This window comes from Streptomyces sp. MS19 (genome assembly GCF_047200595.1).
GTDB lineage: Bacteria > Actinomycetota > Actinomycetes > Streptomycetales > Streptomycetaceae > Streptomyces.
Map to the genome: position 1 here is coordinate 108,358 of NZ_JBJZOH010000006.1, position 23,747 is coordinate 132,104.

At 73.7% G+C, this 23,747-nt stretch carries 29 protein-coding genes; 17 read left to right on the forward strand and 12 right to left on the reverse strand.

The genetic code is table 11. The features are described 5' to 3' along the window. Window positions 1-191: 191 nt before the first annotated feature. On the reverse strand, window positions 192-1,361 hold the full coding sequence (locus tag ACL02R_RS08695; RefSeq protein WP_412796289.1) for a nitric oxide synthase oxygenase: 1,170 nt from the start codon (window positions 1,359-1,361) through the stop codon (window positions 192-194). A 225-nt stretch (window positions 1,362-1,586) separates the two neighbouring features. Between ACL02R_RS08695 and paaN the strand changes: the two genes are divergently transcribed. Beyond that, window positions 1,587-3,215, forward strand: a complete 1,629-nt coding sequence (gene paaN, locus ACL02R_RS08700; protein ID WP_412796290.1) for a phenylacetic acid degradation protein PaaN — start codon at window positions 1,587-1,589, stop codon at window positions 3,213-3,215. On the opposite strand, the gene ACL02R_RS08705 is transcribed toward paaN, so the two are convergent. Continuing rightward, entirely contained in the window at window positions 3,172-3,420 is a 249-nt protein-coding gene (locus tag ACL02R_RS08705; RefSeq protein WP_362956835.1) for a hypothetical protein, read from the reverse strand. The genes paaN and ACL02R_RS08705 overlap by 44 nt on opposite strands. A 282-nt stretch (window positions 3,421-3,702) precedes the next feature. Between ACL02R_RS08705 and ACL02R_RS08710 the strand changes: the two genes are divergently transcribed. Next, on the forward strand, window positions 3,703-4,461 hold the full coding sequence (locus tag ACL02R_RS08710; protein WP_412796291.1) for an HAD family hydrolase: 759 nt from the start codon (window positions 3,703-3,705) through the stop codon (window positions 4,459-4,461). Window positions 4,462-4,556: 95 nt separating this feature from the next. Here ACL02R_RS08710 and ACL02R_RS08715 read toward each other — a convergent pair whose 3' ends face one another. From ACL02R_RS08715 to ACL02R_RS08725, 3 genes are read right to left on the reverse strand one after another with little or no spacing between them, the layout of a single operon-like run. Further along, the gene (locus tag ACL02R_RS08715) at window positions 4,557-5,285 is read right to left on the reverse strand and encodes a TrmH family RNA methyltransferase (RefSeq protein ID WP_412796292.1); all 729 of its coding nucleotides are present in this window, start codon (window positions 5,283-5,285) and stop codon (window positions 4,557-4,559) included. After that, window positions 5,282-6,553 (reverse strand): HTTM domain-containing protein, encoded by a 1,272-nt coding sequence (locus ACL02R_RS08720; RefSeq protein ID WP_412796293.1) that lies wholly within the window; start codon window positions 6,551-6,553, stop codon window positions 5,282-5,284. Before ACL02R_RS08720 ends, ACL02R_RS08715 begins: the two co-directional genes overlap by 4 nt. Next, the gene (locus ACL02R_RS08725; protein ID WP_412796294.1) at window positions 6,550-7,344 is read right to left on the reverse strand and encodes a DUF5819 family protein; all 795 of its coding nucleotides are present in this window, start codon (window positions 7,342-7,344) and stop codon (window positions 6,550-6,552) included. The genes ACL02R_RS08720 and ACL02R_RS08725 overlap by 4 nt, the downstream gene beginning before the upstream one ends. A gap of 135 nt (window positions 7,345-7,479) precedes the next feature. Between ACL02R_RS08725 and paaA the strand changes: the two genes are divergently transcribed. The 8 genes from paaA (at window position 7,480) to ACL02R_RS08765 (ending at window position 12,887) form a co-directional block, all read left to right on the forward strand. Further along, window positions 7,480-8,436 carry a 1,2-phenylacetyl-CoA epoxidase subunit PaaA gene (gene paaA, locus ACL02R_RS08730; protein ID WP_412796295.1) on the forward strand — a complete coding sequence of 319 codons (957 nt, stop codon included), beginning with the start codon at window positions 7,480-7,482 and terminating at the stop codon, window positions 8,434-8,436. Then, complete coding sequence (gene paaB, locus ACL02R_RS08735; protein WP_412796296.1) at window positions 8,433-8,744, forward strand: 1,2-phenylacetyl-CoA epoxidase subunit PaaB; 312 nt, start codon at window positions 8,433-8,435, stop codon at window positions 8,742-8,744. The genes paaA and paaB overlap by 4 nt, the downstream gene beginning before the upstream one ends. Further along, on the forward strand, window positions 8,741-9,433 hold the full coding sequence (gene paaC / locus ACL02R_RS08740) for a 1,2-phenylacetyl-CoA epoxidase subunit PaaC (protein ID WP_412796297.1): 693 nt from the start codon (window positions 8,741-8,743) through the stop codon (window positions 9,431-9,433). Before paaB ends, paaC begins: the two co-directional genes overlap by 4 nt. Further along, window positions 9,427-9,915 (forward strand): 1,2-phenylacetyl-CoA epoxidase subunit PaaD, encoded by a 489-nt coding sequence (gene paaD, locus ACL02R_RS08745; RefSeq protein ID WP_412796416.1) that lies wholly within the window; start codon window positions 9,427-9,429, stop codon window positions 9,913-9,915. The genes paaC and paaD overlap by 7 nt, the downstream gene beginning before the upstream one ends. 15 nt (window positions 9,916-9,930) lie before the next feature. Further along, entirely contained in the window at window positions 9,931-10,974 is a 1,044-nt protein-coding gene (locus tag ACL02R_RS08750; protein ID WP_412796298.1) for a 2Fe-2S iron-sulfur cluster-binding protein, read from the forward strand. A 63-nt stretch (window positions 10,975-11,037) separates the two neighbouring features. After that, on the forward strand, window positions 11,038-12,207 hold the full coding sequence (locus tag ACL02R_RS08755) for a pyridoxal phosphate-dependent aminotransferase (RefSeq protein WP_412796299.1): 1,170 nt from the start codon (window positions 11,038-11,040) through the stop codon (window positions 12,205-12,207). 149 nt (window positions 12,208-12,356) lie between these two features. Next, entirely contained in the window at window positions 12,357-12,614 is a 258-nt protein-coding gene (locus tag ACL02R_RS08760; RefSeq protein ID WP_037676836.1) for a type II toxin-antitoxin system Phd/YefM family antitoxin, read from the forward strand. Between the two features lie 12 nt (window positions 12,615-12,626). Continuing rightward, the gene (locus ACL02R_RS08765; RefSeq protein WP_153178759.1) at window positions 12,627-12,887 is read left to right on the forward strand and encodes a Txe/YoeB family addiction module toxin; all 261 of its coding nucleotides are present in this window, start codon (window positions 12,627-12,629) and stop codon (window positions 12,885-12,887) included. Between the two features lie 359 nt (window positions 12,888-13,246). On the opposite strand, the gene ACL02R_RS08770 is transcribed toward ACL02R_RS08765, so the two are convergent. After that, on the reverse strand, window positions 13,247-13,738 hold the full coding sequence (locus ACL02R_RS08770; RefSeq protein WP_412796300.1) for a hypothetical protein: 492 nt from the start codon (window positions 13,736-13,738) through the stop codon (window positions 13,247-13,249). Between ACL02R_RS08770 and ACL02R_RS08775 the strand changes: the two genes are divergently transcribed. After that, complete coding sequence (locus ACL02R_RS08775; protein WP_412796301.1) at window positions 13,737-13,925, forward strand: CopG family transcriptional regulator; 189 nt, start codon at window positions 13,737-13,739, stop codon at window positions 13,923-13,925. The two genes, ACL02R_RS08770 and ACL02R_RS08775, sit on opposite strands and share 2 nt — an antisense overlap. A gap of 11 nt (window positions 13,926-13,936) precedes the next feature. On the opposite strand, the gene ACL02R_RS08780 is transcribed toward ACL02R_RS08775, so the two are convergent. Continuing rightward, the gene (locus tag ACL02R_RS08780; RefSeq protein ID WP_412796302.1) at window positions 13,937-14,311 is read right to left on the reverse strand and encodes a cupin domain-containing protein; all 375 of its coding nucleotides are present in this window, start codon (window positions 14,309-14,311) and stop codon (window positions 13,937-13,939) included. A 95-nt stretch (window positions 14,312-14,406) separates the two neighbouring features. Between ACL02R_RS08780 and ACL02R_RS08785 the strand changes: the two genes are divergently transcribed. Both ACL02R_RS08785 and ACL02R_RS08790 read left to right on the forward strand, forming a co-directional pair. Then, the gene (locus ACL02R_RS08785) at window positions 14,407-14,892 is read left to right on the forward strand and encodes a MarR family winged helix-turn-helix transcriptional regulator (protein WP_412796303.1); all 486 of its coding nucleotides are present in this window, start codon (window positions 14,407-14,409) and stop codon (window positions 14,890-14,892) included. A gap of 125 nt (window positions 14,893-15,017) precedes the next feature. Next, complete coding sequence (locus ACL02R_RS08790) at window positions 15,018-15,395, forward strand: SH3 domain-containing protein (RefSeq protein ID WP_412796304.1); 378 nt, start codon at window positions 15,018-15,020, stop codon at window positions 15,393-15,395. 30 nt (window positions 15,396-15,425) lie between these two features. Here ACL02R_RS08790 and ACL02R_RS08795 read toward each other — a convergent pair whose 3' ends face one another. Beyond that, window positions 15,426-16,331, reverse strand: coding sequence for a GNAT family N-acetyltransferase (locus tag ACL02R_RS08795; RefSeq protein ID WP_412796305.1), 906 nt, complete (start codon window positions 16,329-16,331; stop codon window positions 15,426-15,428). A gap of 157 nt (window positions 16,332-16,488) precedes the next feature. Here ACL02R_RS08795 and ACL02R_RS08800 point away from each other — a divergent pair, with 157 nt between their 5' ends. Beyond that, complete coding sequence (locus ACL02R_RS08800; RefSeq protein ID WP_412796306.1) at window positions 16,489-17,880, forward strand: serine hydrolase domain-containing protein; 1,392 nt, start codon at window positions 16,489-16,491, stop codon at window positions 17,878-17,880. 34 nt (window positions 17,881-17,914) lie between these two features. On the opposite strand, the gene ACL02R_RS08805 is transcribed toward ACL02R_RS08800, so the two are convergent. Further along, window positions 17,915-18,364 (reverse strand): N-acetyltransferase family protein, encoded by a 450-nt coding sequence (locus ACL02R_RS08805; protein ID WP_412796307.1) that lies wholly within the window; start codon window positions 18,362-18,364, stop codon window positions 17,915-17,917. Window positions 18,365-18,627: 263 nt separating this feature from the next. On the opposite strand from ACL02R_RS08805, the gene ACL02R_RS08810 reads away from it, so the two are divergent. Together ACL02R_RS08810 and ACL02R_RS08815 are read left to right on the forward strand one after the other, a co-directional pair. Continuing rightward, window positions 18,628-19,833, forward strand: coding sequence for a globin domain-containing protein (locus tag ACL02R_RS08810; protein ID WP_412796308.1), 1,206 nt, complete (start codon window positions 18,628-18,630; stop codon window positions 19,831-19,833). A gap of 263 nt (window positions 19,834-20,096) precedes the next feature. Further along, a complete protein-coding gene (locus ACL02R_RS08815) occupies window positions 20,097-20,882 on the forward strand; it encodes a pyridoxamine 5'-phosphate oxidase family protein (RefSeq protein WP_412796309.1) in 786 nt (261 codons plus the stop codon). 12 nt (window positions 20,883-20,894) lie between these two features. Here the strand turns inward: ACL02R_RS08815 and ACL02R_RS08820 are convergent, their stop codons facing one another. Continuing rightward, complete coding sequence (locus ACL02R_RS08820) at window positions 20,895-21,407, reverse strand: NUDIX domain-containing protein (protein ID WP_412796310.1); 513 nt, start codon at window positions 21,405-21,407, stop codon at window positions 20,895-20,897. A 93-nt stretch (window positions 21,408-21,500) separates the two neighbouring features. Between ACL02R_RS08820 and ACL02R_RS08825 the strand changes: the two genes are divergently transcribed. Further along, window positions 21,501-21,752 carry a hypothetical protein gene (locus ACL02R_RS08825; RefSeq protein ID WP_412796311.1) on the forward strand — a complete coding sequence of 84 codons (252 nt, stop codon included), beginning with the start codon at window positions 21,501-21,503 and terminating at the stop codon, window positions 21,750-21,752. 186 nt (window positions 21,753-21,938) lie between these two features. Here the strand turns inward: ACL02R_RS08825 and ACL02R_RS08830 are convergent, their stop codons facing one another. Both ACL02R_RS08830 and ACL02R_RS08835 read right to left on the reverse strand, forming a co-directional pair. After that, the gene (locus ACL02R_RS08830) at window positions 21,939-22,415 is read right to left on the reverse strand and encodes an NUDIX domain-containing protein (RefSeq protein ID WP_412796312.1); all 477 of its coding nucleotides are present in this window, start codon (window positions 22,413-22,415) and stop codon (window positions 21,939-21,941) included. Window positions 22,416-22,546: 131 nt separating this feature from the next. Beyond that, window positions 22,547-23,671 (reverse strand): cystathionine gamma-lyase, encoded by a 1,125-nt coding sequence (locus ACL02R_RS08835; RefSeq protein WP_412796313.1) that lies wholly within the window; start codon window positions 23,669-23,671, stop codon window positions 22,547-22,549. Window positions 23,672-23,747 lie beyond the last annotated feature (76 nt).

Consider the following 23,747-nt stretch of genomic DNA (forward strand, 5'->3'; position numbering starts at 1 on the left):
GCGTCTTCCGGGTCTTGTCGGGTCAGGCCGCGTTGTCGGATGCGGTGCATCGCAAGGCGGAGCATCGCAGCTCGTACTCGTTTCGTACTCGCGCGATGCGACAACGCAGCGAGGTTCCCCCAGGCCCAAGGGGGCCTGGGAGGTGCCCCCACGCCGGCAGCGCGGCCCCGGGAAGATCCGGGAGACGCGCCCTAATGCTCGACCGGGCAGCCCTGGCTGCGGGCGCGGGCCGCGTCGTCGAGGAAGAAGTTGGGCAGCAGGTCGGCCTCGTCGTAGTACCGGTGGTAGACGGGCGTGAGGCCGCCCGAGACCGGGGGCACGATCCAGCTCCAGTCCGCCGGGACGACGCGGCCCTGCGCCTCCTCCCGCTCGATGTGGGTGAGGAAGCGGCGCGACTCGGTGTGGTGGTCGCTGATCTTCACCCCGGCGCGGGCGTACGAGTGGAGGACGGCGACGTTCAGCTCGACCAGGGCGCGGTCCCGCCAGAGCGTCGTCTCGTCCGAGGTGTCGAGGCCGAGCAGCCCGGCCATCACGGGCAGCAGGTCGTACCGGTCGGCGTCCACCAGGTTGCGGGCGCCGATCTCGGTGCCCATGTACCAGCCGTTGAACGGGGCCAGCGGGTAGTCGATGCCGCCGATGGACAGCCGCATGTTCGAGATGGCGGGGACCGCGTGCCAGCGCAGCCCCAGCTCGTCGAACGCGGGCAGCGTCGGGTGGGTCAGCGGCACTTCGAGGACCAGCTCGGGTGGCACGTCGTACAGCTGCGGCTTGTCGCCGTGGGTCTGGATGACGAGCGGCAGGACGTCGAACCAGCCGCCGGGCGCCTGCCAGCCGAGCTGCCGGACGAGATCGGTGAACGCGGTGTGCGCGCCGTCCCCGATGGTGCCGCCCGCCGTGTCGCGGTAGCCGGCGTAGCGGATCAGCTGGCTGTTCCAGACGCGGGGCGCCTCGCGGTACGGGGTGGCGGGCGCGAAGACGGAGATGACCGGGCGTATGCGGCCCTCGTTGGTGGCGAGCCTGAGATGCTCGCAGAGTCCGCCGTAGATCTCGTCGGCGGTGACCGCGGTGCGGCGGTCCAGGACGCGGAGGCTCTTCCAGTAGAGGCGGCCTATGCACCGGCTGGCGTTACGCCAGGCGACGCGGGCGCCGAACTGGAGCTCCGCGCCGGTATGGCGGTAGGTCCCGGTATGTTCCAGATGCTCCCGTATCTGACGCAGTCGCATCGCCAACGGGATGGGCTGATCGGGATGTTCCACGTGAAACATCCGGATGAAGTCCTCGGCCTCGCCCCAGTCCGGCACCTGCCACTCCGGCGAGACGCGGCGATGACTGCCGGGGGAGGGAAGGCGGTCGGTGGTCATGGATTCTCCCGGGTCGCCTGCGACGCGTGTGTCAGCCCCGAACGGACAGGCTAGTTGATGACGCCGGACCCGGGGCGGTTATGGGGGGACAGGGCCGATCGTCCGGACGCTACCACTCCGCATGCGCGTTGATCATCCCGGTCACGGCCTGCTCCCCGACCGCCCCCGACCGCCGCCCGTGCCGGGCCTCTTGCCGCCCGGCCCGCGCGGACGCAGCATCAAGTCATGGACCCAGCACACCGCGCCACCCTCGAAGCCGCCGCCGAGACCATCCGCAGCCGGGCCTACTGGTCGCCGTACCCCGAGCACCCCCGCGCGTACGACGGCGACGGCGCCGCCGCGTTCGACGCCCTGCGCGACCGGCGGTTCGAGCTGGGCCAGCCGGGCGCGGACGGCTGGACGGGCGGCGAGGTCTCGCCGTACGGCTTCCCGCTCGGCATCGAGTACGCGCACCACGACCCGGACGTCCTGCTCGGGGCGCTGCGCGCCGCGCTGCCCGCCTGGCGCGACGCCGGACCGCTGACGCGCGCCCTGACCTGCGTCGAGATCCTCGCGCGGATCAACGGGCGCACCGAGCAGTTCGCCCACGCCGTGATGCACACGACCGGCCAGGCCTACCCGATGGCGCTCCAGGCGGGCGGCCCGCACGCGCAGGACCGCGCGCTCGAAGCCGTCGCGTACGCCTACGCCGAGCAGACGCGCACACCCGCCACCGCCGCGTGGGAGAAGCCCCAGGGCAGGCGCGGAACGGCGCGGCTGACGCTGGAGTTCACGCCGGTGCCGCGCGGCGTCGCGCTGCTGATCGGCTGTCACACCTTCCCCACCTGGAACGGCTACCCCGGCCTCTTCGCCTCCCTCGCCACCGGCAACCCCGTGCTGGTCAAGCCGCATCCGGGCGCCGTCCTGCCCCTCGCCCTCACCGTGCGGGTGGCCCGCCAGACGCTCGCCGAGGCCGGTTTCGACCCCAACCTGGTGTGCCTGGCGCCCGAGTACGCCGGCGAGGGCAGCGCCCGCGACCTCGCGCTGCGCCCCGAGGTGCGGATCATCGACTACACGGGGTCCAGCGTGTTCGGCGACTGGCTGGAGGAGAACGCGCGCCAGGCCGCCGTCTTCACCGAGAAGGCCGGGGTGAACACCGTGGTCGTCCACTCCACGGCCGACTACCGCGGCATGCTCGCCAACCTCGCGTTCTCCCTCTCCCTGTACAGCGGCCAGATGTGCACCACACCGCAGAACCTCCTGCTCCCCCGCGACGGCATCGCCACCGACGAGGGCCACAAGCCGTACGACGCGGTGGTGGCCGATCTCGTCGCCGCCGTCGACGGGTTGCTCGCCGACGAGAAGCGGGCGCTCGGGCTGCTCGGCGCGCTGGTGGACGAACGGGTCGGCGCCCGCGTCGCCGCCGCCGCGGAGACGGGCGACGTCCTGCTCGCCTCCCGCGCCCTGCACCACCCGGACCACCCGGGGGCCACGGTGCGGACGCCGCTGCTCGTGGCGGCGCGGGACCGGGAGGCGGCGCTGCGCGAGTGGTTCGGGCCGATCGGCTTCGTCGTCCCGGTCGACTCGGCCGACGACGCGCTGGCGCTGCTGCGGCGGACGGTGCGGGACCACGGCGCGATGACGGTGCTCGGCCACACGACGTCCCCCGAGGTGGAGGCGGGCCTGGTGGCGGCCTGCCGGGACGAGTGCGCGCAGTTGTCGCTCAACCTGACGGGCCCGGTGCACGTCAACCAGACGGCGGCGTTCGCCGACCTGCACGGCTCGGGCGGCAACCCGGCGGCCAACGCGGCGCTGGTGGACGGCGCGTACATCACCCCACGTTTCCGTACGGTGGAAGTCCGCCGCGGCGCCTAGGCCGCCAGAAACGCCAGGTGGCGTCCAGGACATCGGCGTTGCGCTGCTCCCACTCGGTGGCCTCGCGGACCGCGTCCACCGGGCAGTCCCACACGCGGCCGCTGCTGAGCGGGGCGAGGCGGAGGCGTTCCTCCGTCTGCGCGGTGATGCGCCCGACCCTGCCGGTCCGTGTGTCCACCACGCACGCGCCGTCCGTCCAGGCCATCGCGGGCCCCCTCCGTCCGTCCGTCACCGTCGGGACAACTCTGCTCGCTCCCTGTCGCGGCGGTGCGCCGATTTCCGCCGCATTGCGCAACAGAAGACCCCATCGGGGGACCTGCCGGGGGTGAAACGGGACCGCGCGTTCGAATCGCCCGCGTGGTGGGGCGGCGCCGTGCGGGGCAATATGCCGGACGGAAGGGGTGCTTGTCCCGGGTTCGCGCGCAGTCCGCCCGTATCGGCGACACGTCCCTGTCCGGGCGGGCCGGCCGTCTATACGCTGCGGCGCATGATTCGTGCCGTGTTGTTCGACGCCGGTGAATGCCTGGTGGACGAGAGCCGCGAGTGGGACGGCTGGGCCGCCTGGCTGGGCGTGCCGCGCCACACGTTCTCGGCGCAGTTCGGGGCGACGGTCGCGGCGGGCCGCGACCACCTCGACACGTTCCAGGTCTTCCGGCCCGGCTTCGACATGGCGCGGGAGCGCGAGAAGCGCGACACGGTCGGGCAGCCGGAGTGGTTCGGCGAGAACGACCTGTACCCGGACGTCCGCATCACGCTGCGGCTGCTGCGGCAGGCCGGGCTGCTGCTCGGCGTGGCGGCGAACCAGTCGGAGACCACGACGATGATCCTGCGGCGCCTCTTCGAGAGCAGCGTCGATCTCATCGCCACCTCCTGGGACACCGGCGGCATCGCCAAGCCGGACCCGCGCTTCTTCCTGATCATGGCCGAGGCGCTGCGGCTCGCCCCGCACGAGGTGCTGTACGTCGGCGACCGGCTCGACGAGGACGTCAGGCCCGCGCGCGAGGCGGGCATGCGGACGGCGCTGATCCGGCGCGGGCCGTGGGGGCTCGCCAGGCGCCACGACCCGGAGGCGGACCGGCTGCCGACGATGCGGATCAGCGGACTGCGCGAACTCACCGCCCGCATCGCGACGTACAACGCGGAGCTGGCCGAGGCGGCGGCGGACGCGGCGGAGCTTGAGGCGGCGGAGGAGGCCGCCGGAGAAGCCGTGGGGGAGACGGCCGGAGCGGCGGAGCAGCACCCGTAGGGTCCCCGGGGTCCGGCTGCGCGGGGGCGTGCTGCCGCGTCGCGGCAGCGCGGCGAGCGTGCGGGCCTGGGGCGCCGCGCCGGGGCGGCCGGGCGTCAGGCGGGGCGGCGCGCCGCCATCCAGTGGTAGAGCGTCATGGCGACGCTGGTGGCCAGGTTGTAGCTGGACACCCGCGGGCGCATCGGGAGCGCCAGCAGCCCGTCCGCCCGCGCGCGCATCTCCGGGGAGAGCCCGGCCCGTTCCGAGCCGAACGCGAGCAGCGCGCCGTCCGCCACCGTGACGGACCGCAGGTCGTCGCCCTCCGGGTCGAGCGCGTACAGTGGGCCGTCCGGGAGGGCGTCCACCGCGCGCCGTTCCACCGCCGTGGCCCAGTGGAGCCCGGCGGCGGCGCGCAGGACCGCCGGGTGCCAGGGGTCGGTGGTGCCGGTGGTGACGACGCCGCCCGCGCCCGCCCCGGCGGCGAGGCGGACGACGGCGCCGATGTTGCCGAGGTGGCGCGGGTTGTCGAGGACGACGACCGGCGCCGTACGGGCGGGCGCGCGCGGCGCGGGCACGGCCAGGGCGGCGACGCCGGTGGGGTGCGGGCGCGGGACGAGCGCGGCGAGCGTCGCGGGGGCCACGGGCGTCAGCAGCGTGTCCAGGGCGGGCACGGTGTCGGGCGCGAGGTCGCGGGCGAGCGCCAGTGTGGCGGCCTTGTCGGCCGTGACGGCGAGCGGCAGTTCGGCGCCGAAGCGGACGGCGTGCTTCACGGCGTGGAAGCCGTCGAGCAGCACCGTGCCCGCTGCGGCGAGGGCGTGCCAGCGGTCGGCGGGGTCGCGCGTCACCTGGGGACGGCCGTCTCGCGTTCGGCGGCGCGCTGCTCCGGCAGGGGCGCGGCGGTCGCACCGGGGCCGGCCGGCGGGGCGAGGCGGCGGCGTACGGACGGGGGCAGGAGCCGTTCCGCCGCGAGCCGCAGCCGGGAGCCGCCCCACAGGAGGAACGCGGTCGGCAGGAACACGCTGTCCATCGCGATCATCGCCAGGGAGAAGAACGGCAGGCCCATCAGCACGGCGATGCCGAGGTGTTCGGCGACCATGACGAACAGCAGGACGTTCTTGGCGCGCCGGTTGAGCAGCGCGAAGACGAAGCCGACCTGCACGAAGACGGTGCCGTAGCTCATCGCGAGGACGAGGTAGCCGTTCGCGGAGAGGAAGTCGGTGAGCCAGGGCCACGGGGTGAAGTAGTCCAGGTTCATGGGGTAGTAGACGGCCGTGCCGTCCTGCCAGCGCGAGCCCTGGATCTTGTACCACCCGGCGGTGGCGTAGATCAGGCAGACCTCGCACATGATCACGAGCAGGGCCGCGTTGTGCGCGAGGTTCGCGATCATGTCGGCGACGACGCGCGGCTCGCCCGGCGCGTGGCGGCGCAGCAGCCACCACACGGCGTGCGTGGCCCACATCCCGCCGAAGAACAGGCCCCAGACGACGCTGTCGAGCTTCCCCGAGACGACCGCCGCGAACAGCGCGGCGCCCGACGCGGCCCACAGGGCGATGCCGACCGGGTCGGCGGCGGCGCGCGGCGTACGGGCGGCGCGGCGGGCGTCGAGCGACCAGACGCGGGCGCAGCGGGTGAGCGTGAGGTACATCGACATGAGGTGGATGACGTTGTCGCCGCCGTCGCCCATGAAGATGCTGCGGTTCTGGAGCGACAGCACGCCGACCATGAACAGCAGCGTCGCCAGCCGGGTGCGCCAGCCGAGCAGCAGGGCGACGCTCGCGAGGATCGTCAGGTGGTAGACCAGCTCGAACCACAGCTGCGAGTCCGTCCACAGCAGGACGCTGAACGCCTGGTTGTCGGCGGTGAAACGGGCGGCGAGGTCGAGTCCCCACGGGCTGTCGGGCCCGTACAGCTCGCCGCGGTGCGGCCATTCGCGCAGCAGGAAGCCCAGCATCGTCACCGCGAAGCCGATGCGGACGATGGCCGTCTGGTACGGGCCGAGGGCGCGGCGCGTGACGTGGCCGATGCCGCGGGCGAGGGCGGCGTCGAAACCCTTGCTGACGCCCTTGAAGGGGGACGGGGGCAGTTCGCGGGGGGCGGTGGGTGTGGCGTTCACGAGGCGTCCTCCGCCGTGTCGTCCCGCGCGTCGTCCCGTACGCCGGCCGGCAGGTCCTCCGGCTCCACGGGCCACCACTCCATCTCCAGGTGCACGGTGCTCGTGTCGAAGTCCTCGGCGCGCCAGTCCGGCGCGGGCACGCGGGTGCGCGCCTCGCGGAACTGGACGCGCTCCACCGTCGTCACGTCCATCGTCCCGCTCAGCCGCAGCAGCGCGATGCGCCGCAGGTACGCCTCGGACAGCTCGCCGCGCAGGCCGATGGGCTCGCCCTCCTCGGTGTGGGCGCCGGTGAGGAAGTCCCAGCCGCGCCGCAGGACGTTCTGGTCGGCGTGGCTCGGCAGGAGGCTGCCCCTGATGTTCTCGATGTCCATGGCGGTGAGGTCGGTCCAGTCGGAGACGCGGGTGCCGCCGTCGGCGTCGGCCGTCTCGACGCGCACCTCGACGGCCACGTCGCGCTGGAGCGGGTTGGGCGCGAAGAGCTTCCAGTTCTGCTCGAACTCGGGCAGCACGTAGTCCCGCGCGCCCTCGGCCTCCTCGCGCACCGTGTTGGACGGCGCGACGTACAGGAAGACCATCGCCAGGTGCACCACCGTGTAGACAGCCAGGCCGCCGAGCGCGAGGGCGACGACGAGCCGGGACGGCCACGACAGGGCGCGCAGCCGTACGGTCTCGGTCGCGGCGTCCCGCAGGCCGCCGCCGTCGTCGGCGGCCCGCGCCGTCGTCCCGTCCCTGTCGTTCACCGGCGTGCCGGACGGACCGGACTCGTCCGGTCCCGGCTCGGATGGCAGCATGTTCCGTCCGCTCCCCCGCGACTGCTCTCTCGCCTGACCCGTGCACGGTACCGGGCGGCGGGCGGCCTTGACACGCCGGTGGGCCCCGCCCACCATCGAAAGGGACGAACGGTCACCTGAGGGGAGGCCGGACGCATGCCGGTCACCGACGACCAGGCGGGAACCGCCGCGCTCGACCGCTTCGAGCGCGCCGTCGCCGCCGAGACCCGCATCGAGCCGCGCGACGAGATGCCCGACGCGTACCGCGCCACGCTCGTCCGGCAGATCGCGCAGCACGCGCACTCCGAGATCATCGGCATGCAGCCCGAGGCGAACTGGATCACGCGCGCCCCCTCGCTGCGCCGGAAGGCGATCCTGATCGCCAAGGTGCAGGACGAGGCGGGGCACGGGCTGTACCTGTACGGCGCGGCCGAGACGCTCGGCGTGCGCCGCGCCGACCTGCTCGACAAGCTGCACGCGGGCCGCCAGAAGTACTCGTCGATCTTCAACTACCCGACGCTGACCTGGGCGGACGTCGGCGCCATCGGCTGGCTGGTGGACGGCGCGGCGATCACGAACCAGGTGCCGCTGTGCCGCTGCTCGTACGGCCCGTACGCCCGCGCGATGGTGCGGATCTGCAAGGAGGAGTCGTTCCACCAGCGCCAGGGCTACGAGCTGCTGCACACGCTCGCCCGGGGCACGGCGGAGCAGCGCGCGATGGCGCAGGACGCGGTGGACCGGTGGTGGTGGCCGTCGCTGATGATGTTCGGCCCGCCGGACGCGGACTCGCCGCGCACCGAGCGTTCGGTGGCGTGGCGGATCAAGCGGCACACGAACGACGAGCTGCGGCAGCGTTTCGTGGACATCTGCGTGCCGCAGGCGGAGTCGCTCGGGCTGACGCTGCCCGACCCGGACCTGCGGTGGGACGGGGAGCGCGGGCACTGGGACTTCGGGCCGATCGACTGGGACGAGTTCCACGCCGTGCTGCGCGGCGAGGGCCCGTGCAACGAGGAGCGGCTCGCGCGCCGGCGCCGGGCGCACGAGGACGGCGCGTGGGTACGGGAGGCCGCCGCGGCGTACGCGGCCAAGCGCGCGGGGAGGGCGGCGGCGTGAGCGGCGGCGGCGGGGAAGGGACGGAAGGCACGGACTGGCCGCTGTGGGAGGTGTTCGTACGCCCCCGGCGCGGCCTCGCGCACACGCACGCGGGCAGCCTGCACGCGCCCGACGCCGAACTCGCCCTCCGCAACGCCCGCGACCTCTACACCCGGCGCGGCGAGGGCGTGTCCCTGTGGGTCGTCCCCGCCGCCGCCATCGCCGCGTCGTCGCCGGACGAGCGCGACCCGTTCTTCGCCCCGGCGGCCGACAAGCCGTACCGGCACCCGACGTTCTACGAGGTGCCGGACGGGGTGCGCCACCTGTGAGCGAGGTCCTGCCGCTCGCGGACGACGCGCTGGTCCTGTCGCACCGCCTCGCCGAGTGGGCGGGGCACGCGCCGGTGCTGGAGGAGGAGGTCGCGCTCGCCAACCTCGCGCTCGACCTGCTGGGCCAGGCACGGGCGCTGTACGGCCTGGTGGGCGACGAGGACGAGCTGGCCTTCCTCCGGGAGGAACGCGCCTTCCGCAACGCCCAGCTCACCGAGCAGCCGAACGGCGACTTCGCCCACACCATCGCCCGCCAGCTCTACTTCTCCACCTACCAGGAGCTGCTGTACGCACGCCTCGCCTCTAGCGCCGGTGACCTGGCCGCCATCGCGGCGAAGGCCCTGTCCGAGGTCGCCTACCACCGCGACCACGCCGTCACGTGGACGCTGCGGCTCGGCGACGGGACCGACGCGAGCCACGCCCGGATGCAGCGGGCGGCGGACGCGCTGTGGCGCTACACGGGCGAGCTGTTCCACCCCGTCGTGTCCGGCGTGGACTACGCGGCCCTGCACGCCGCCTGGACCGCGCGCGTCTCCGCCGTCCTCACCGAGGCGACGCTGACCGTCCCCGCCACGTCGCCGCGCCGCGCGGGCGGGCTCGGGCGCGACGGCGTGCACACCGAACCGTTCGGCCGCATGCTCGCCGAGATGCAGCACCTGCACCGCAGCCACCCGGGCGCGTCCTGGTGACCCCGGCGACTGACTTCCGCGCGCTGGCCGGGGCGGTACCCGACCCCGAACTCCCGGTGCTGACACTGGCCGAGCTGGGCGTGCTGCGGAACGTGCGTGTGGACGACGGCCCGCACGTCACCGTCGATCTCGCGCCCACGTACCTCGGCTGCCCCGCCGTCGAGACCATGGCCGACGACATCCGCAGCACCCTCACCGCCCACGGCGCGGCATCCGTCACCGTCCGCACGGTCCACGCGCCACCCTGGTCGACCGACGACATCACACCGGCTGGCCGCACCAAGCTCGCCGCCGCGGGAATCGCCCCGCCGCGCCCGCACCGCAGCGGACCGGTTCTCGTGCCCCTCACACACCCGGTGCGCTGCCCCCACTGCGGCAGCGCGGACACGGAGTTGCTCAGCCGCTTCTCGTCCACCGCCTGCAAAGCACTGCGCCGCTGCACCGCCTGCCGGGAGCCCTTCGACCACTTCAAGGAGCACTGAGAGGAGCACCGGACCTTGCCGTTCCATCCGCTCACGGTGGCGCGTCTCGCCCGTCTTACGGACGACGCGGTCGCGATCACCCTCGCCGTGCCGCCCGGCCTGCGCGCCGCGTTCCGCCACGTACCCGGGCAGCACCTGACCGTGCGGCACGCGGGAGTGCGGCGCACGTACTCGCTGTGCAGCCCGGCGGGCGACGGGCGGGCTGAGGTGACGATCGGGGTGCGGCTGATCCCCGGCGGCGCCTTCTCGACGCACGCGATGACGGCGCTGGCGGCCGGGGACAGGCTCGACGTGATGCCGCCGCGCGGCCGGTTCACGCTGCGCCCCGCGCCGGGACACTACGCGGCGGTGGCGGGCGGCAGCGGGATCACGCCGGTGCTGTCGATGGCGGCCTCGCTGCTGGCGGCACGGCCGGACGCGCGGTTCACGCTGCTGCGCAGCGACCGGACGGCGGGCAGCGCGATGTTCCTCGACGAGGTGGCGGACCTGAAGGACCGCTATCCCGGCCGCTTCCAGCTGGCGCACGCGCTGACGCGGGAGGAGCGGCAGGCCGGGCTGCCGACGGGCCGGCTCGACGCGGCACGGCTGCGCGGCCTGCTGGCCGCGCTGGTCCCGCCGGGCGCGGTGACGGCCTGGTACCTGTGCGGGCCGCCTGGGCTGATCGACGCCGCACGCGTCGCACTGCGGGCGCTCGGCGTGCCGGGAGAACGGGTGCACAGCGAGTTGTTCCTGACCGCGGCGCCCGACGCAGCCCCACCGCCGCCCGCACCCGTCTCCCCTTCCGCGACCGTCCTCACCGCCATGCTCGACGGCCGCGGCACCACCTGCGCCGCCCCCACCGGCGAACCCCTGCTCTCCGCACTGCTGCGCGCCCGCCCCGATGCCCCGTACGCCTGCCGGGGCGGCGTCTGCGGCACATGCCGCGCCCGCCTCACCGAGGGCCGCGTCCACCTCGACCGCAACGACGCGCTGGAGGACGACGAACTGGCCGCGGGCTACGTACTCGCCTGCCAGGCCAGGCCCCTCACCGGCCGGATCACCCTGGACTTCGATGCCTGACAGGATGGCCCCACCGGTCCGCGCCGCGACCGGACACACCGCACGACCGGGGAACGGTGGGACATGACCGGCAGGCCCCTGCTGAACCGCAGGCTCGAAGGACTCGGGACGACGATCTTCGCCGAGATGTCGGCCCTCGCGGTCAGGACCGGCGCGATCAACCTCGGCCAGGGCTTCCCCGACACGGACGGCCCCGAGTCCGTACGGGAGGCCGCCGTCCGGGCCCTGCGCGACGGCCGCGGCAACCAGTACCCGCCCGGCCCCGGCGTCCCCGAACTGCGCACCGCCATCGTCGACCACCAACGCCGCTTCCACGGCCTCGACTTCGACCCCGACACCGAGGTCCTGGTCACGGCGGGCGCGACCGAGGCCGTCGCGGCGGCGATGCTCGCGCTGCTCGAACCGGGCGACGAGGTCATCGCGTTCGAGCCGTTCTACGACTCCTACGCCGCCTGCATCGCGATGGCCGGCGCCACGCGCGTCCCGCTCACCCTCCGCGCCCCCGGCTTCCGCCCAGACATGGAACGGCTGCGCACACTGATCACGCCGCGCACCCGCCTGCTCCTCCTCAACTCCCCCCACAACCCGACCGGCATGGTCCTCACACGCGAGGAGACGACGGCCATCGCCCGCCTCGCCGTCGAGCACGACCTGCTGGTGGTGACCGACGAGGTGTACGAACACCTGGTCTTCGAGGGCGAGCACATCCCACTGATCTCGCTCCCCGGCATGCGCGAGCGCACGGTCTCCATCTCCTCGGCCGGCAAGACGTTCTCGTTCACGGGTTGGAAGATCGGCTGGGTCACGGCCTCCGCCCCGCTGGTCGCGGCCGTGCGCACCGCGAAGCAGTTCCTCACCTATGTGAGCGGCGGCCCCTTCCAGTACGCGGTCGCGGAAGCCCTCCGGCTGCCTGACACCTACTTCGCGGACTTCCGCGCGGACATGCGGGCCAAGCGGGACCTGCTCGCGGACGGCCTGGAGCGTGCGGGCCTCACGGTCTTCCGCCCGGCCGGTACGTACTTCGTCACCACCGACATCCGGCCCCTCGGCGAGAGCGACGGTGCCGCCTTCTGCCGTGCGCTCCCGGAACGCGCGGGCGTCGTCGCCGTCCCGAACGCGGTCTTCTACGACGACCCCGAAGCCGGGCGCAGCCAGGTCCGCTTCACCTTCTGCAAGCGCACCGAGGTGCTGACAGACGCGGTGGACCGACTCCGCAAGGCATTCGCAGGCTGACCACCACCCCACGGGACAGGCCGACGCGTCCCCCACCGCCTGCCACGCCTCGCCTGCCCTGCGCTTTCGCGCCGGAGGTCGTCATTGCCACGCTTGCCGGACCGACAATGCAGACGTACAATTTTTTGTACGTGAAAGGAGGGTCGATCGTGAAGACCATGACGTATTCCGAGTCGCGCGCGCGGTACGCCGAGGTGCTCAACTCCGTCACCGACGACCGCGAAGAGGTCGTCATCACCCGGGCCGGACACGAGCCGGTCGTCATCGTCTCCCTTGAGGACTACGAGTCCCTGAAGGAGACGGCGTACCTGCTGCGCAGCCCGGCCAACGCCCGGCGCCTGCTCGCGTCCATCGACGAACTGGAGAACGGCGGCGGAACCGTGCGCGAGCTGGCGACCGACGAGTAGGGGGGCCGCGCGTTGAAAATCACTTTCTCTTCCCGCGCCTGGGAGGACTACCTGTGGTGGCAGCTTCAGGACCGGAAGATCCTCAAGCGCATCAACACGCTCATCACGGACATCGCCCGGAACGGCAACGAGGGCATCGGCAAGCCGGAACCGCTCAAGCACGGATTCCAGGGCTACTGGTCGCGCCGCATCAACGACGAGCACCGGCTGATCTACAAGGCCACCGAGGACGGCGTCCTGATCGCTCAGTGCCGCTATCACTACGAAAGCTGACGGGACACTCGGGGTCGGAGCACAGCACCCTTCTCGCAACCTCTCCTGGTCGCGGCCGTGACACCGCCGAGCAGTTCCTCACCTATGTGAGCGGCGGGCCCTTCCCGTACGCGGTCGCGGAAGCCGCGGACTCCAGGACACCCTGGCAGAGGCCCCGACGCGCCTCAGCCGCCTGGCGGACCGACAGCTCACTCGGTGTCCTTCGGGTGCCGTGGAGAGGCGTACACGAGGATCACCGTGGTGGTCTCCACGCTGACCAGGTACCGCACTCGACCGCCGCCGGTGACCTCGTACTCCCACTGTTCGAGGTCAGACCCCTTCCACCACCTGGTGGCGTGCCTCCCTCGCAACGGGTGCTGTCAACCCCAGTTCACCCTGGACAGGGGGGCGTTGCGTAACGCGTCCAGGCATCGGTGCGCGTTCGGCAGCGCCAGTCGGCACAGCTCCTCCCAGCCCGTCACCGCCTCCGTCGTGCCGAAGACGACGTGCCATCCGGTGAGTGGCGGAGCACTGACCCGGTCTCCCTTCTTGGGACTCACTCCCCTGCCTCGACCGGGCCGAGAGGTCGCCGTCGAGCGGCGGGCCGAGGCACGCCAGGAGACGATCGCGCGGTGCACGGCGTCGTCGGCGTCCAGTTCGGCGGCGTCGGACAGCGCTTCGAGGAGTCCGACGGTGAAGGCCCGGACCTCCTCCGCGTCGAGGTGCCGCACCCAGGGGAACACCTCGGGCAGCGCGAGGAGCAGCGACTTGGCGCCGTCGTCCTGCTTCATCAAGGCGAGGAAGAGCCGTGAGGCGGTGGTCAGGCTCTCCTCGGCGTACTCCGCGCGCGCGACCGGCCATTTTGTGCGCATGCCCCTGAAGCACACGACGGTCCATGTGGACACCCGGGATCTGGTCCTCATCGAGGAGGCGGCGGCTCGCCGCGGTGTCAGCAGGGCGGAGATCATCCGTGAGGGTGTCCGTATCGCGGCGAGGCTGAACCGTGTCCGGGACGAGCCGCCGCCCACCCCCACCCGCTGTGGGGACGACCGCGCCTGACGCGCGGACCGTCACTCCGCCCAGGGGAGGGGGCGGGGGGCGGGGTCGGACGGGGTGGTGACGCGGCCTGCCGCCGGCATGCAGACGATGATCTCCGCGCCCTCGTCCCCCGCCGTGATCCGCCGTTCGGTGCCGGGCGGGAGGACGAGGGCCTGGCCCGCCGCGGCCCGTTCGTCGCCCGCTTCGGTCGTGACGGTGATCGCGCCGGTCAGCGGCAGCCAGATCTGTTCACGGTCGATCACGTGCACCGGGCCCTGGGCGCCTGGGGCCATGCGGGCGGTCCAGACGGACGTCTCGGCCGCGCCCTGCGCGGGGGTGGCGCGGCGGGTCATGACGGCGTTCGGCGTGGTGATGACGTCGTCGGGAGCGGGGGTGACGACAGGCATGGGTGACCTCCGGGAACGGGGAAGCGGTGCGAGTAAAGGAGCTTTACCCGCCGCCTGAGTAAAGCACCTTTACCCACCTGTGTCACCATGGACCCGTGCCGCACGACCACACCCACGACCCGCTGCGCGACCTGGAGCTGGGCTTTCTCCTCGGGCTCGGCTACCAGACGCTCGTCGCCGAGTTCACCGCCCGCCTGGCCGACCGCGGCGAGGACGGCCTGCGGCCCGCGCACGGCCTCGCGTTCCAGGCCCTCGGCCCCCACGGCGCCACCGGCAGCGAGCTGGCGCAGCGGCTCGGCGTCACCAAGCAGGCGGCCGGGCAGCTCGTGGACGACCTCGAACGCCGCGGCTACGTCCGGCGCGCACCGCACCCGGCCGGCGGCCGCCGCAAGCTCGTCGTCCTCACCCCCGCCGCCCACCGGCACCTGGCCGTCGCGGGCGAGGTGCTGCACGGCCTGGAACGCGAACTGGCCGACCGCCTCGGCGGCCCCGCCGAACTGGCGCGGCTGCGGGACGGACTCGCCGCCCTCGTCAGGGAGTTGGCCGGGGACGACCCGCCCCCGCTGCGTCCCGTCTGGTAGCGAGGCCCGCGGCTGTTTCCGCCAGAAGGCAACGAACGGTCAACACCCACGCGCCGCCCGGCCGTTGCCCTCCGGCTTACGCTGCTCGTCACTGCCCCCGTTCACCTGGGCGATCGGAGAGAACCATGGGACGACGCAGCGGAATCGCCGCCGCCGTACTGCCGCTGGCGCTGGTCACCGCCGGGCTCGCGGGCGCACCCGCGGCCGTCGCTGGCGAGAGCGGCGCCGACGCCTGCACCCACCCGGCGTGGAGCAACCAGGACCCGGGAACCGACGAGCTGCGCGGCTCGGAGACCGAGGCCCCGGTCCGCAGCGGCCCCAACGCGGGCTGCGGCACGGTCGGTTACCTGCACTACGAGACCGTCTCCCTCGACTGCTTCGTGGTCAACTCGGCCGGGAACACGTGGTCGCACATCCAGTTCACGTCCTCCATCGGGAAGAAGATCAGCGGCTGGATCTACGACCCGCATCTCGCGGGCAACGGTTCCGGCTACTACTGCTGACCGCCGCCCGGAACGGTCCGGCCCGGCCCGTCAGCCGAGGGCGACCGAGTAGGGTGCGAAGCGCCGCGTGATGTCGCCGGGGATGTCGGGCGCGCCCAGGACCATCAGGTCGCAACGCGCGTCCCGGGTGAGCCCGTTGGCGGCGAGCCAGTCGCCCAGTTCGGGGTGGCGGTCGTCCACGTCGTACCGCAGCGGCAGCCCGGCGGGCGCGCCCGCGGCGAGGCGGGCGACCAGCGCCTGCGCCGTCGCCAGGTCGCGCGCGACGACGGGCCCGGCGACCGTCGCCCCCGGCTGCGGCCACGCCGCCGCGAAGCCGGTGAGCCGCCCGTCCGCCTCGGCGACGAGGAACTGGTCGGCGAAGGACGGCAGCCGCGCCAGCAGCTCCGTCCTGTCCGTGCCGAACGCGGGCAGGTCGAAGGCGAGGATGCCCGGCAGGTCGGACGCGGTGGCCGACCGCACCCCGGCGGACTCGCGCGCGGGCGCGGGCCTGGCGCCGGTGAAGCGGCCGCGCACGGTCGTGACGCTTCCGACCGCGCGGAAGCCGAGCCGTTCGTACAGGGGCCGGCCGGGGCGCGTCGCGGTGAGGAAGACGGGCAGCCCCCCGGCCTCGGCGACGGCGTGCCGCACCAGCCGCAGCCCGAGGCCGCGCCGCCCGTACCGCTCGGCGGTGAGGACCATGCTCAGGCAGCGGTACGCGTCGGTGTACGGGGTGGAGACGACCGTGGCGATCAGGCCGCCCGCCGGGTCGTCCGGCGGCGCGTCGATGCCATAGCCGGTCCCGGCGACCAGCAGGAGCCGCCACTTGTGCGTCTCCCGGGGCCAGCCGCGGCTCACGGCCAGGTCGAGGCACGCGCCGAGGTCGGCGGGGCCGAGGCGCCGGATCGGCAGCGCGTCCGGTTCGAGAGGGGCCGAGTCGGGCGGTGCGGTCGTCGTCACCCGTCCAGCCTCCCCGATCGGCGGGTGCCGGGGCGACCCGTTTGCGCGAGTGGTCCGTCACACGCGCGGTGCGCGCCCCGGCGCACGGCACCCGCCGAACGGGCGGCGCGCGGCCCGGAGATGGCGCCGGACGCACACGCCGGGTAGGCATGTGCCCATGACGCAGACCCCCGCGCCCGACCTGCTGCCCACCACCCGCCGCGCACTCGACCACCGCCTCGCCACCGCGCAGGCGCGCGGCCGTACGCCCTCCCTGCTCGGCGCGCTGGTCCGCGACGGACGCACCGTCTGGTCGTCCGCGCGCGGCGAACTGCCGGACGGCGCCGACCCGGCCGACGTCCAGTACCGGATCGGGTCCCTCACCAAGACGCTGACCGCTGTCGTTGTGTTGCGGCTGCGCGACGAGGGGCTGCTCGGCCTCGGCGACCCGGTCGGCACCCACCTCGACGTGCCGCACGCGCCGGGCGCGACCGTCGCGCAGCTGCTGTCCCACACGTCCGGGCTCGCCGCCGAGGCGCGCGGGCCGTGGTGGGAGCGCACGCCGGGCGAACTGCGCCCCCGGCTGCCCGACGTCTTCGCCGCCGACCCGCTCAAGCACGCGGCGGGGCGCCGCTTCCACTACTCCAATCCCGGCTACGCGGTGCTCGGCGCCCTGGTGGAGAAACTGCGCGGCGCGCCGTGGTCCGACGTGCTGCGGGACGAGGTGCTGCTGCCGCTCGGCATGGACCGCACGTCCCCGCTGCCGCAGGCCCCGCACGCGCAGGGCTGGGCCGTCCACCCGTACGCCGACGTCCGGCAGCCGGAGCCCGCCGTGGACACCGGACGCATGGCGCCCGCCGGGCAGTTGTGGTCCACGCTGCGGGACCTCGCGGCCTTCGCGGCGTTCCTGTCGGGGCAGACGCCGGACGACGCGGTCCTCGCGCGGGAGACGCTCGCCGCGATGCGCGTCCCCGCCGCACCGCCCGAGGCGGGGGACCTGGACACGTCGTACGGGCTCGGCGTCCAGCTGTTCCGGCGGAACGGGCGGCTGCTCGCGGGGCACGGCGGCTCGATGCCCGGCTTCCTGGCGAGCGTGGTGACCTGCCCGGACGAACGGCTCGCGGCCGTCACGCTGGCCAACGCCACGTCGGGGCCGCCGATCACCGGCATCGCCGCCGACCTGCTGGCCCTGGCCGCCGACGCCGAGCCGGTGTTCCCCGAGCCGTGGCGGCCGATGCCCGCCGCCGACGCGGACCCGGCGCTCGTCGCGCTCACCGGCACCTGGTACTGGGGCACGACGCCGTACGCGCTGCGGCTCGCCGCGGGCCGTACGGTGACGCTCGGCCCGGCGCAGGGGCCGGGACGCCGGTCGGCCTTCCGGCCCGAGGGGGACGACGCGCACACCTGGACGGGGCTCGACGGGTACTACGCGGGCGAGACCCTGCGCGCCGTGCACCACCCCGACGGGCGGGTCAGCCACCTCGACCTCGGCACGTTCGTCTTCACCCGCGAACCGTACGATCCCGCCGCGCCGCTGCCGGGCGGCGCCGACCCCGGCGGGTGGCGTTGATCACACGGCGCCGGTCCCGCGCGTACGGAAAGTGTCAGAGCGCCAGCTTGTAACCGACGTGCGTGGGCTGGAATCCGAGCCGCTCGTAGAAGCGGTGGGCGTCGGCGCGCGAGCGGTCGGACGTCAGCTGGACGAGGACGCAGCCGAGCCGCCGCGCCTCCTCCACCGCGAGCCGGACGACCTCGCCGCCGATGCCCCCGCCCCGCAGGCCGGAGCGCACGCGCACCGCCTCGATCAGCGCACGTGCGGAGCCCTGCCGGGACAGGCCGTACAGCACGGCGAGTTGGAGCGTGCCGACCGTGCGGCCGTCCTGCTCCGCGACGAGGAGGTGCTGCGACGGGTCGGCGTCGATACGGGCGAACGCGGCGAGGTACGGGGCGAGTTCGGCGGGATTCTCACGCGTCGCGCCCAAGTGGTCGTCGGCGAGCATCGCGACGATGTCGGGAACGTCCGTGGCCGTCGCGGGGCGCAGGGTGATATTCATGGCGGCAGTCTAGGAATGCGACACTGGGAGAAAGCCCAGCGGGAGGACCGAAAGGGCGTAAGGGCACGAAAGGCGCGTCACCGTCAGGGGCTTGTGTCTCAGCCGTATAACGGTAAGGTCGGAGCCGCATCCAAGCGGTGAAAAGCCGTTCAGTTTATGGGATGCGGGGGGCGTGAGGGCCGGGGTTTCCGGTTCACCACCCGCTTCTGGTGAGCAGGCTGCCACGCTGTGCCACCAGGGGTTGATCGAGGCGAGGCAGGGTCATGACCGCGATATCGGCCGGTGACGGCGCCACCAGCACCACCACGGGGAACGGGCACGGACCCGGTGGCGGCAGACCGCCCTCGCGCGACGCGCTGATCATCCGCCGGACCCTCGCGGCGATCGAGCCGGTGGCCGACAAGGCCACCTCGTACTTCTACGCGCTTCTCTTCCTCCAGGCGCCGCAGCTGCGGGAGTTGTTCCCGGCCGCCATGGACGCCCAGCGCGACCGCCTCTTCGGCGCGCTCCTCGTCGCCGCCGAACACATCGACGACACCGCCGCATTGACCGAATACCTGGACAACCTCGGCCGCGGCCACCGCAAGTACGGCACCCGTTCCGAGCACTATCCCGTCGTCGGCGAATGCCTGATGACCGCGCTGGAGCGCTACGCGGGCAGCGCCTGGGGCGAGGACGCCGAGGGCGCGTGGGTCCGCGCGTACACCGCCATCTCGCAGATCATGATCGACGCGGCGGCCGACGACGAGCTGCGCGCCCCACCGTTCTGGTACGCGGAGATCGTCTCCCACGAGCGCAGGACGAACGACGTCGCCGTCGTCACCCTCCGCCCCGACCAGCCCTACCCGTACCGCGCCGGGCAGTACGCCGCCATCGAGACGCCGTGGTGGCCGCGCGTGTGGCGGTACTACTCGTTCGCCTCGTCGCCGCGCTCGGACGGGCTGCTCTCCTTCCACGTCAAGTCGGTCCCGGCGGGCTGGGTCTCCCGCGCCGTCGTCCACCGCGCGCGGCGCGGCGACGTCATCAGGATCGGGCCCCCGGCCGGGTCGATGACGGTCGATCACGCCTCGTCGCGCGGCCTGGTCTGCGTCGGCGGCAGCACCGGCATCGCGCCCATCAAGGCGCTCGTCGAGGACGTCGCCGCGCACGGCGGACGCCGCCAGGTGGACGTCTTCTTCGGCGCCAACCGCGACGCGGAGCTGTACGACCTCGAATCCTTCCTCGACCTGGAGCGGCGCCTGCCGTGGCTGTCGGTGCGCCCGGTGGTCGCCGAGTTCGCCACGCGCGGCCTCCCGGGGCAGCTGCCCGAGGCGGTGGCGCAGTCCGGTCCGTGGCGGGAGAGCGACGGGTATCTGTCGGGGCCGCCGCAGATGATCCGCAAGAGCGTCGCGGCCATGGTCTCGGCGGGCATCCCCGCCGACCGGATACGGCATGACTTCATGGGGACTCTGGTGGGCTCGTCGCAGTAGGCGACCGCAGTGGGAGAAGTGGTGTGGGGGTCATGGGAGGCATGTCAGGAGCGGGGACCGGCGGGTCCCGGGGACGCCACAGGAACGCGCGGACGCTGGCCGTACGGCGCGGCCGGCCGCCGGCGCCGGACGCACCGGTCCCCCCGGTCGCGCCCGTAGCACCACCGGCCCCGCCGCCGGGGCCGCCCGCCCTTCCCGCGGCGCCCCCGACGCCACCCCTGCCCCGCGCCGCCGGGCGCCCCGGCAGCGACGGGGAGCACGCGGTGCAGCGCGCACTGGGCAGCGAGGACCGCGCGCAGCGGTTCTACGACGACCAGGTCCTCGACCATCTGAACGACCGCATGCGGGAGTTCGTCGCGCGCCAGGAGATGTTCTTCCTCGCCACGGCCGACCGGCACGGCGAGTGCGACAACACGTTCCGCGCCGGGCCACCCGGCTTCCTGCACGTCCTGGCCCCCGACGCGCTCGCCTTCCCCGAGTACCGGGGCAACGGCGTCCACGCCTCGCTCGGCAACATCTCCGAGAACCCGCACGCCGGCCTCCTGCTGCTCGACTTCGAACGCGCCCGCATCGGCCTGCACATCAACGGACGCGCCCGGATCGTCACCGACGCCGAGCTGCGCGCCCGCCACCCCGAGCTGCCCGCCGACCCGGTGCCGGGCCGCCGCCCCGAGGTGTGGGTGCGCGTGGACATCGAGGAGGCGTACATCCACTGCGCCAAGCACATCCCGCACCTGGCGCGCGTCGACCGCAGGACCGCCCGCGAGTGGGGGACGGACGATCTGCGGCGCAAGGGCGGCGACTTCTTCGGCGCCGCGCGCGAGGCGCAGGTCAGGCGGGCGCGCGAGCTGGCCGGGCGTCCGGCGCAGGCCGCGCTGCCGCCCGCCGGCGCGCCCCCGCCGGCCGTGCCGCCCGCACCGTCCCCGCCGCCGTCCGCCGAGGCGTGGCGCGAGGAGGCGCGGCGGGCGCTGGAACGGGCGCAACGCGCCGCCGCCGGCCCGTCGGGCGGGGGCGGCGGGACCGACTGGTTCGGCTCGGGAGCGGGCTGAGGGCGGCGCGGCTCAGCTGAGGTCGGGCGCGAGGAGCGCCAGGACGCCCGGGATGTTCCTGACCAGGTAGGCGGCGAGCGTCCCGGGCACGATGTCGGCCGAGACGAGGCCGCGGGGCGTGAACGGCAGCCGCACGATCTCGTACGTGCCGCGCGGCTCGTCCACCTCGGGGCCGTGCCGCAGGGCCGGGTCCATCGAGGCGAGGCGGCAGACGAAGAAGTGCTGCACCTTGAGACCGCCGGGCGGCACCTCCTCGCCGGGCTCGGGGGTGTGCGGCACGGTGTCCACGAAGGCGGGCACGACGTCGGTGACCTTCGCGCCCAGTTCCTCGTGCACCTCGCGGTGCAGCGCGTCCACGACCGTCGCGTCGTACGGCTCGACCCCGCCGCCCGGCGTGATCCAGTACGGCGGCCGTCCCGGCTTGGTGCGCTTGATCAGGACCAGCTGGGGCGGACCGACCGGGTCGGAGTCGTCGAGCAGGACGGCTCGCGCGGTGCGCTTGACCACGGGTCGTGCAGAAGCCATGGAAGACATGTGGCCCGCCCGCACCACCGCGAAACCTCCCCGCCACCGGGACCGGCCGCACATGACGGGCGGCAGGGCGGGCAGCGGGCGGACATGTGGACCGAACGGATCAAGCGGGCCCTGCGCAGGGAACAGAGCGCGCGGCAGCTCACGATGTCCTGCTGGCTGTTCGCCGGCTTCGCGATCCTCGAACCGGTCGTGTTCGCACAGACATTGGCCGATCACGACCCCGACCCCTGGACCCTCACCCTGACGGGCATCGGCACGGTGTTCTTCCCGGTCATGTTCGTGGTGACCTACCGGGAGCTGCGCCGCAAGGGACGACCCCACGAACGCTCTCGGTGACCCGAGCCGGAGGTTCCTCGTCGGTCGGTCGGGCAGGAGTCGCACGCCTATCCGTCCGTCTATGGCCTCATGCAAGTGAGGCAACGGCCCGCAGGCGTTCCGAACGTGCTCAGGTGCCAGCGGACTCCGGAGTCGGATGCCCAGCTCCGCGCGACGCCGTGGGGTCGCGGTCTCGGCTCCCGGGGGTCACCTGTCCCAGGGAGTGCCGTGCTCCAGATACCGGGCCCCGCCCTCGCCTCGGTGATCGAGTGCCGCAAGCACGCGACGAGCCAGTCGCGGGATGAGAAGCTGCTCCAGCTGGTCCCGGTCGTGGTAGGCCCAGGCGCTGATCTCGACGCCGTCCGGAGTGACCGCTGCTCGATCGGCTTGATTCAGCCGACCGCCGTCGAAGACGAACAGCAGCTTGTCGCCTTCGACCGCGTGCGGTGCCCAGTCAGCGACCAGCAGGGGACCGAGGGGCGGCTTGATCGCCAGTTCCTCCTCGACCTCGCGAGCCGCGGCCTCGCTGGGCGTCTCCCCCGGGTGAAGGTAGCCGCCCGGGATCTCCCAGCCGTCCTTGTAGGTCGGCTTGACCAGGAGGACACGCCCGGCCTCGTCGAAGAACAGCACACCGGCGGCCACCCACGGCCGCGCCACCGGCTCCGGTGATGTGGAGTCGCTCACCCGGCGACCCTATGGGGCACGAGCCGACTCCCGCACGACACAGAGCCGGTTGCGCGAGTCCTGCCGGACGAGTCGGGGGCCGACCGCGACGACACGACCGCCGGAGAGGCACAGGCGCGGCCGGACACGTCCTAGCGGGCCGCCGCGTCGAGTGCCGTGTGCAGGTCGGTGATGAGGTCGGCGGCGTCTTCGACGCCGACCGACAGGCGGACGAAGCCCTCGGGGACAGCGTCGCCGCCCCAGCGGCCGCGGCGTTCGGCGATGGAGCGGACGCCGCCGAAGCTCGTCGCGTCCCCGATGAGCCGCAGCGCGTCGAGGAAGCGGTCGGCGAACTCGCGGTCCGGCAGGGTGAACGAGACGACGCAGCCGAAGTGGCGCATCTGCCGGGACGCCAGGGCGTGGGACGGGTCCTCGGGCAGCCCGGGGTAGCGCAGCCCGGTGACCTCGGGGCGTTCGCGCAGCGCACGGGCGATGGCCAGCGCGTTGGTGCCCTGCCGCTCGACGCGCAGGTGGAGCGTCGCGATGCCGCGGTGGGCCAGCCACGCCTCCATCGGGCCGAGGATCGCGCCGACCTCGGTCCGCCAGGCGCGGACCCGGTCCGCCAGCTCGGGGTCGCGCGTGACGGCGTAGCCGAGGAGGACGTCGCCGTGCCCGTTGAGCGCCTTGGTGCCGCTGGCGACGGACAGGTCCGCGCCGAGGTCGAGCGGCCGCTGTCCCAGCGGGGTGGCGAGGGTGTTGTCCACGGCGACGAGGGCGCCGCGCGCATGGGCCGCGTCGGCGAGGCGGCGGATGTCGCAGACGTCGAGCCCGGGGTTGGCGGGCGTCTCCAGCCACAGGAGGCGTGTGTCGTCGGCGAGCACGCCGAGCTGCGCGTCGCCGCCGGTCGGCGCGGTCCTGACGGTAATGCCGAGCCCTTCGAGGCGCGCGTGGACACGCGGCAGCAGCTGGTAGCCGTCGTTCGGCAGGACAACGGTGTCGCCCGGCCGCGAGAGGCCGATCAGGACGGCGGAGATGGCGGCCATGCCGGACGGGAAGACGACGGCGTGTGCCTCCTGGCCGGGTGACTCCAGCTCGGCGACGGCCGTCTCCAGCGCGGTCCAGGTGGGGTTCCCCGTGCGGCCGTAGGAGTAGGGGGCGCCGGCCGGGTCGCCGGGGAGGTGGAAGTGGGCCGCGAAGACGGGACCGGGGACGGTCGGCTCGTACGGCTCCGGCGTGGGTACGCCCGCCTGGACGGCGCGGGTTCCTTCTCCGCTCATGGCTCTCTCCTGGGGTGTCGGCTGCGGGTGGCTGGTGTCCGCACGGGCACGTCGGTGGGCCGCGGCTGCTCCGACC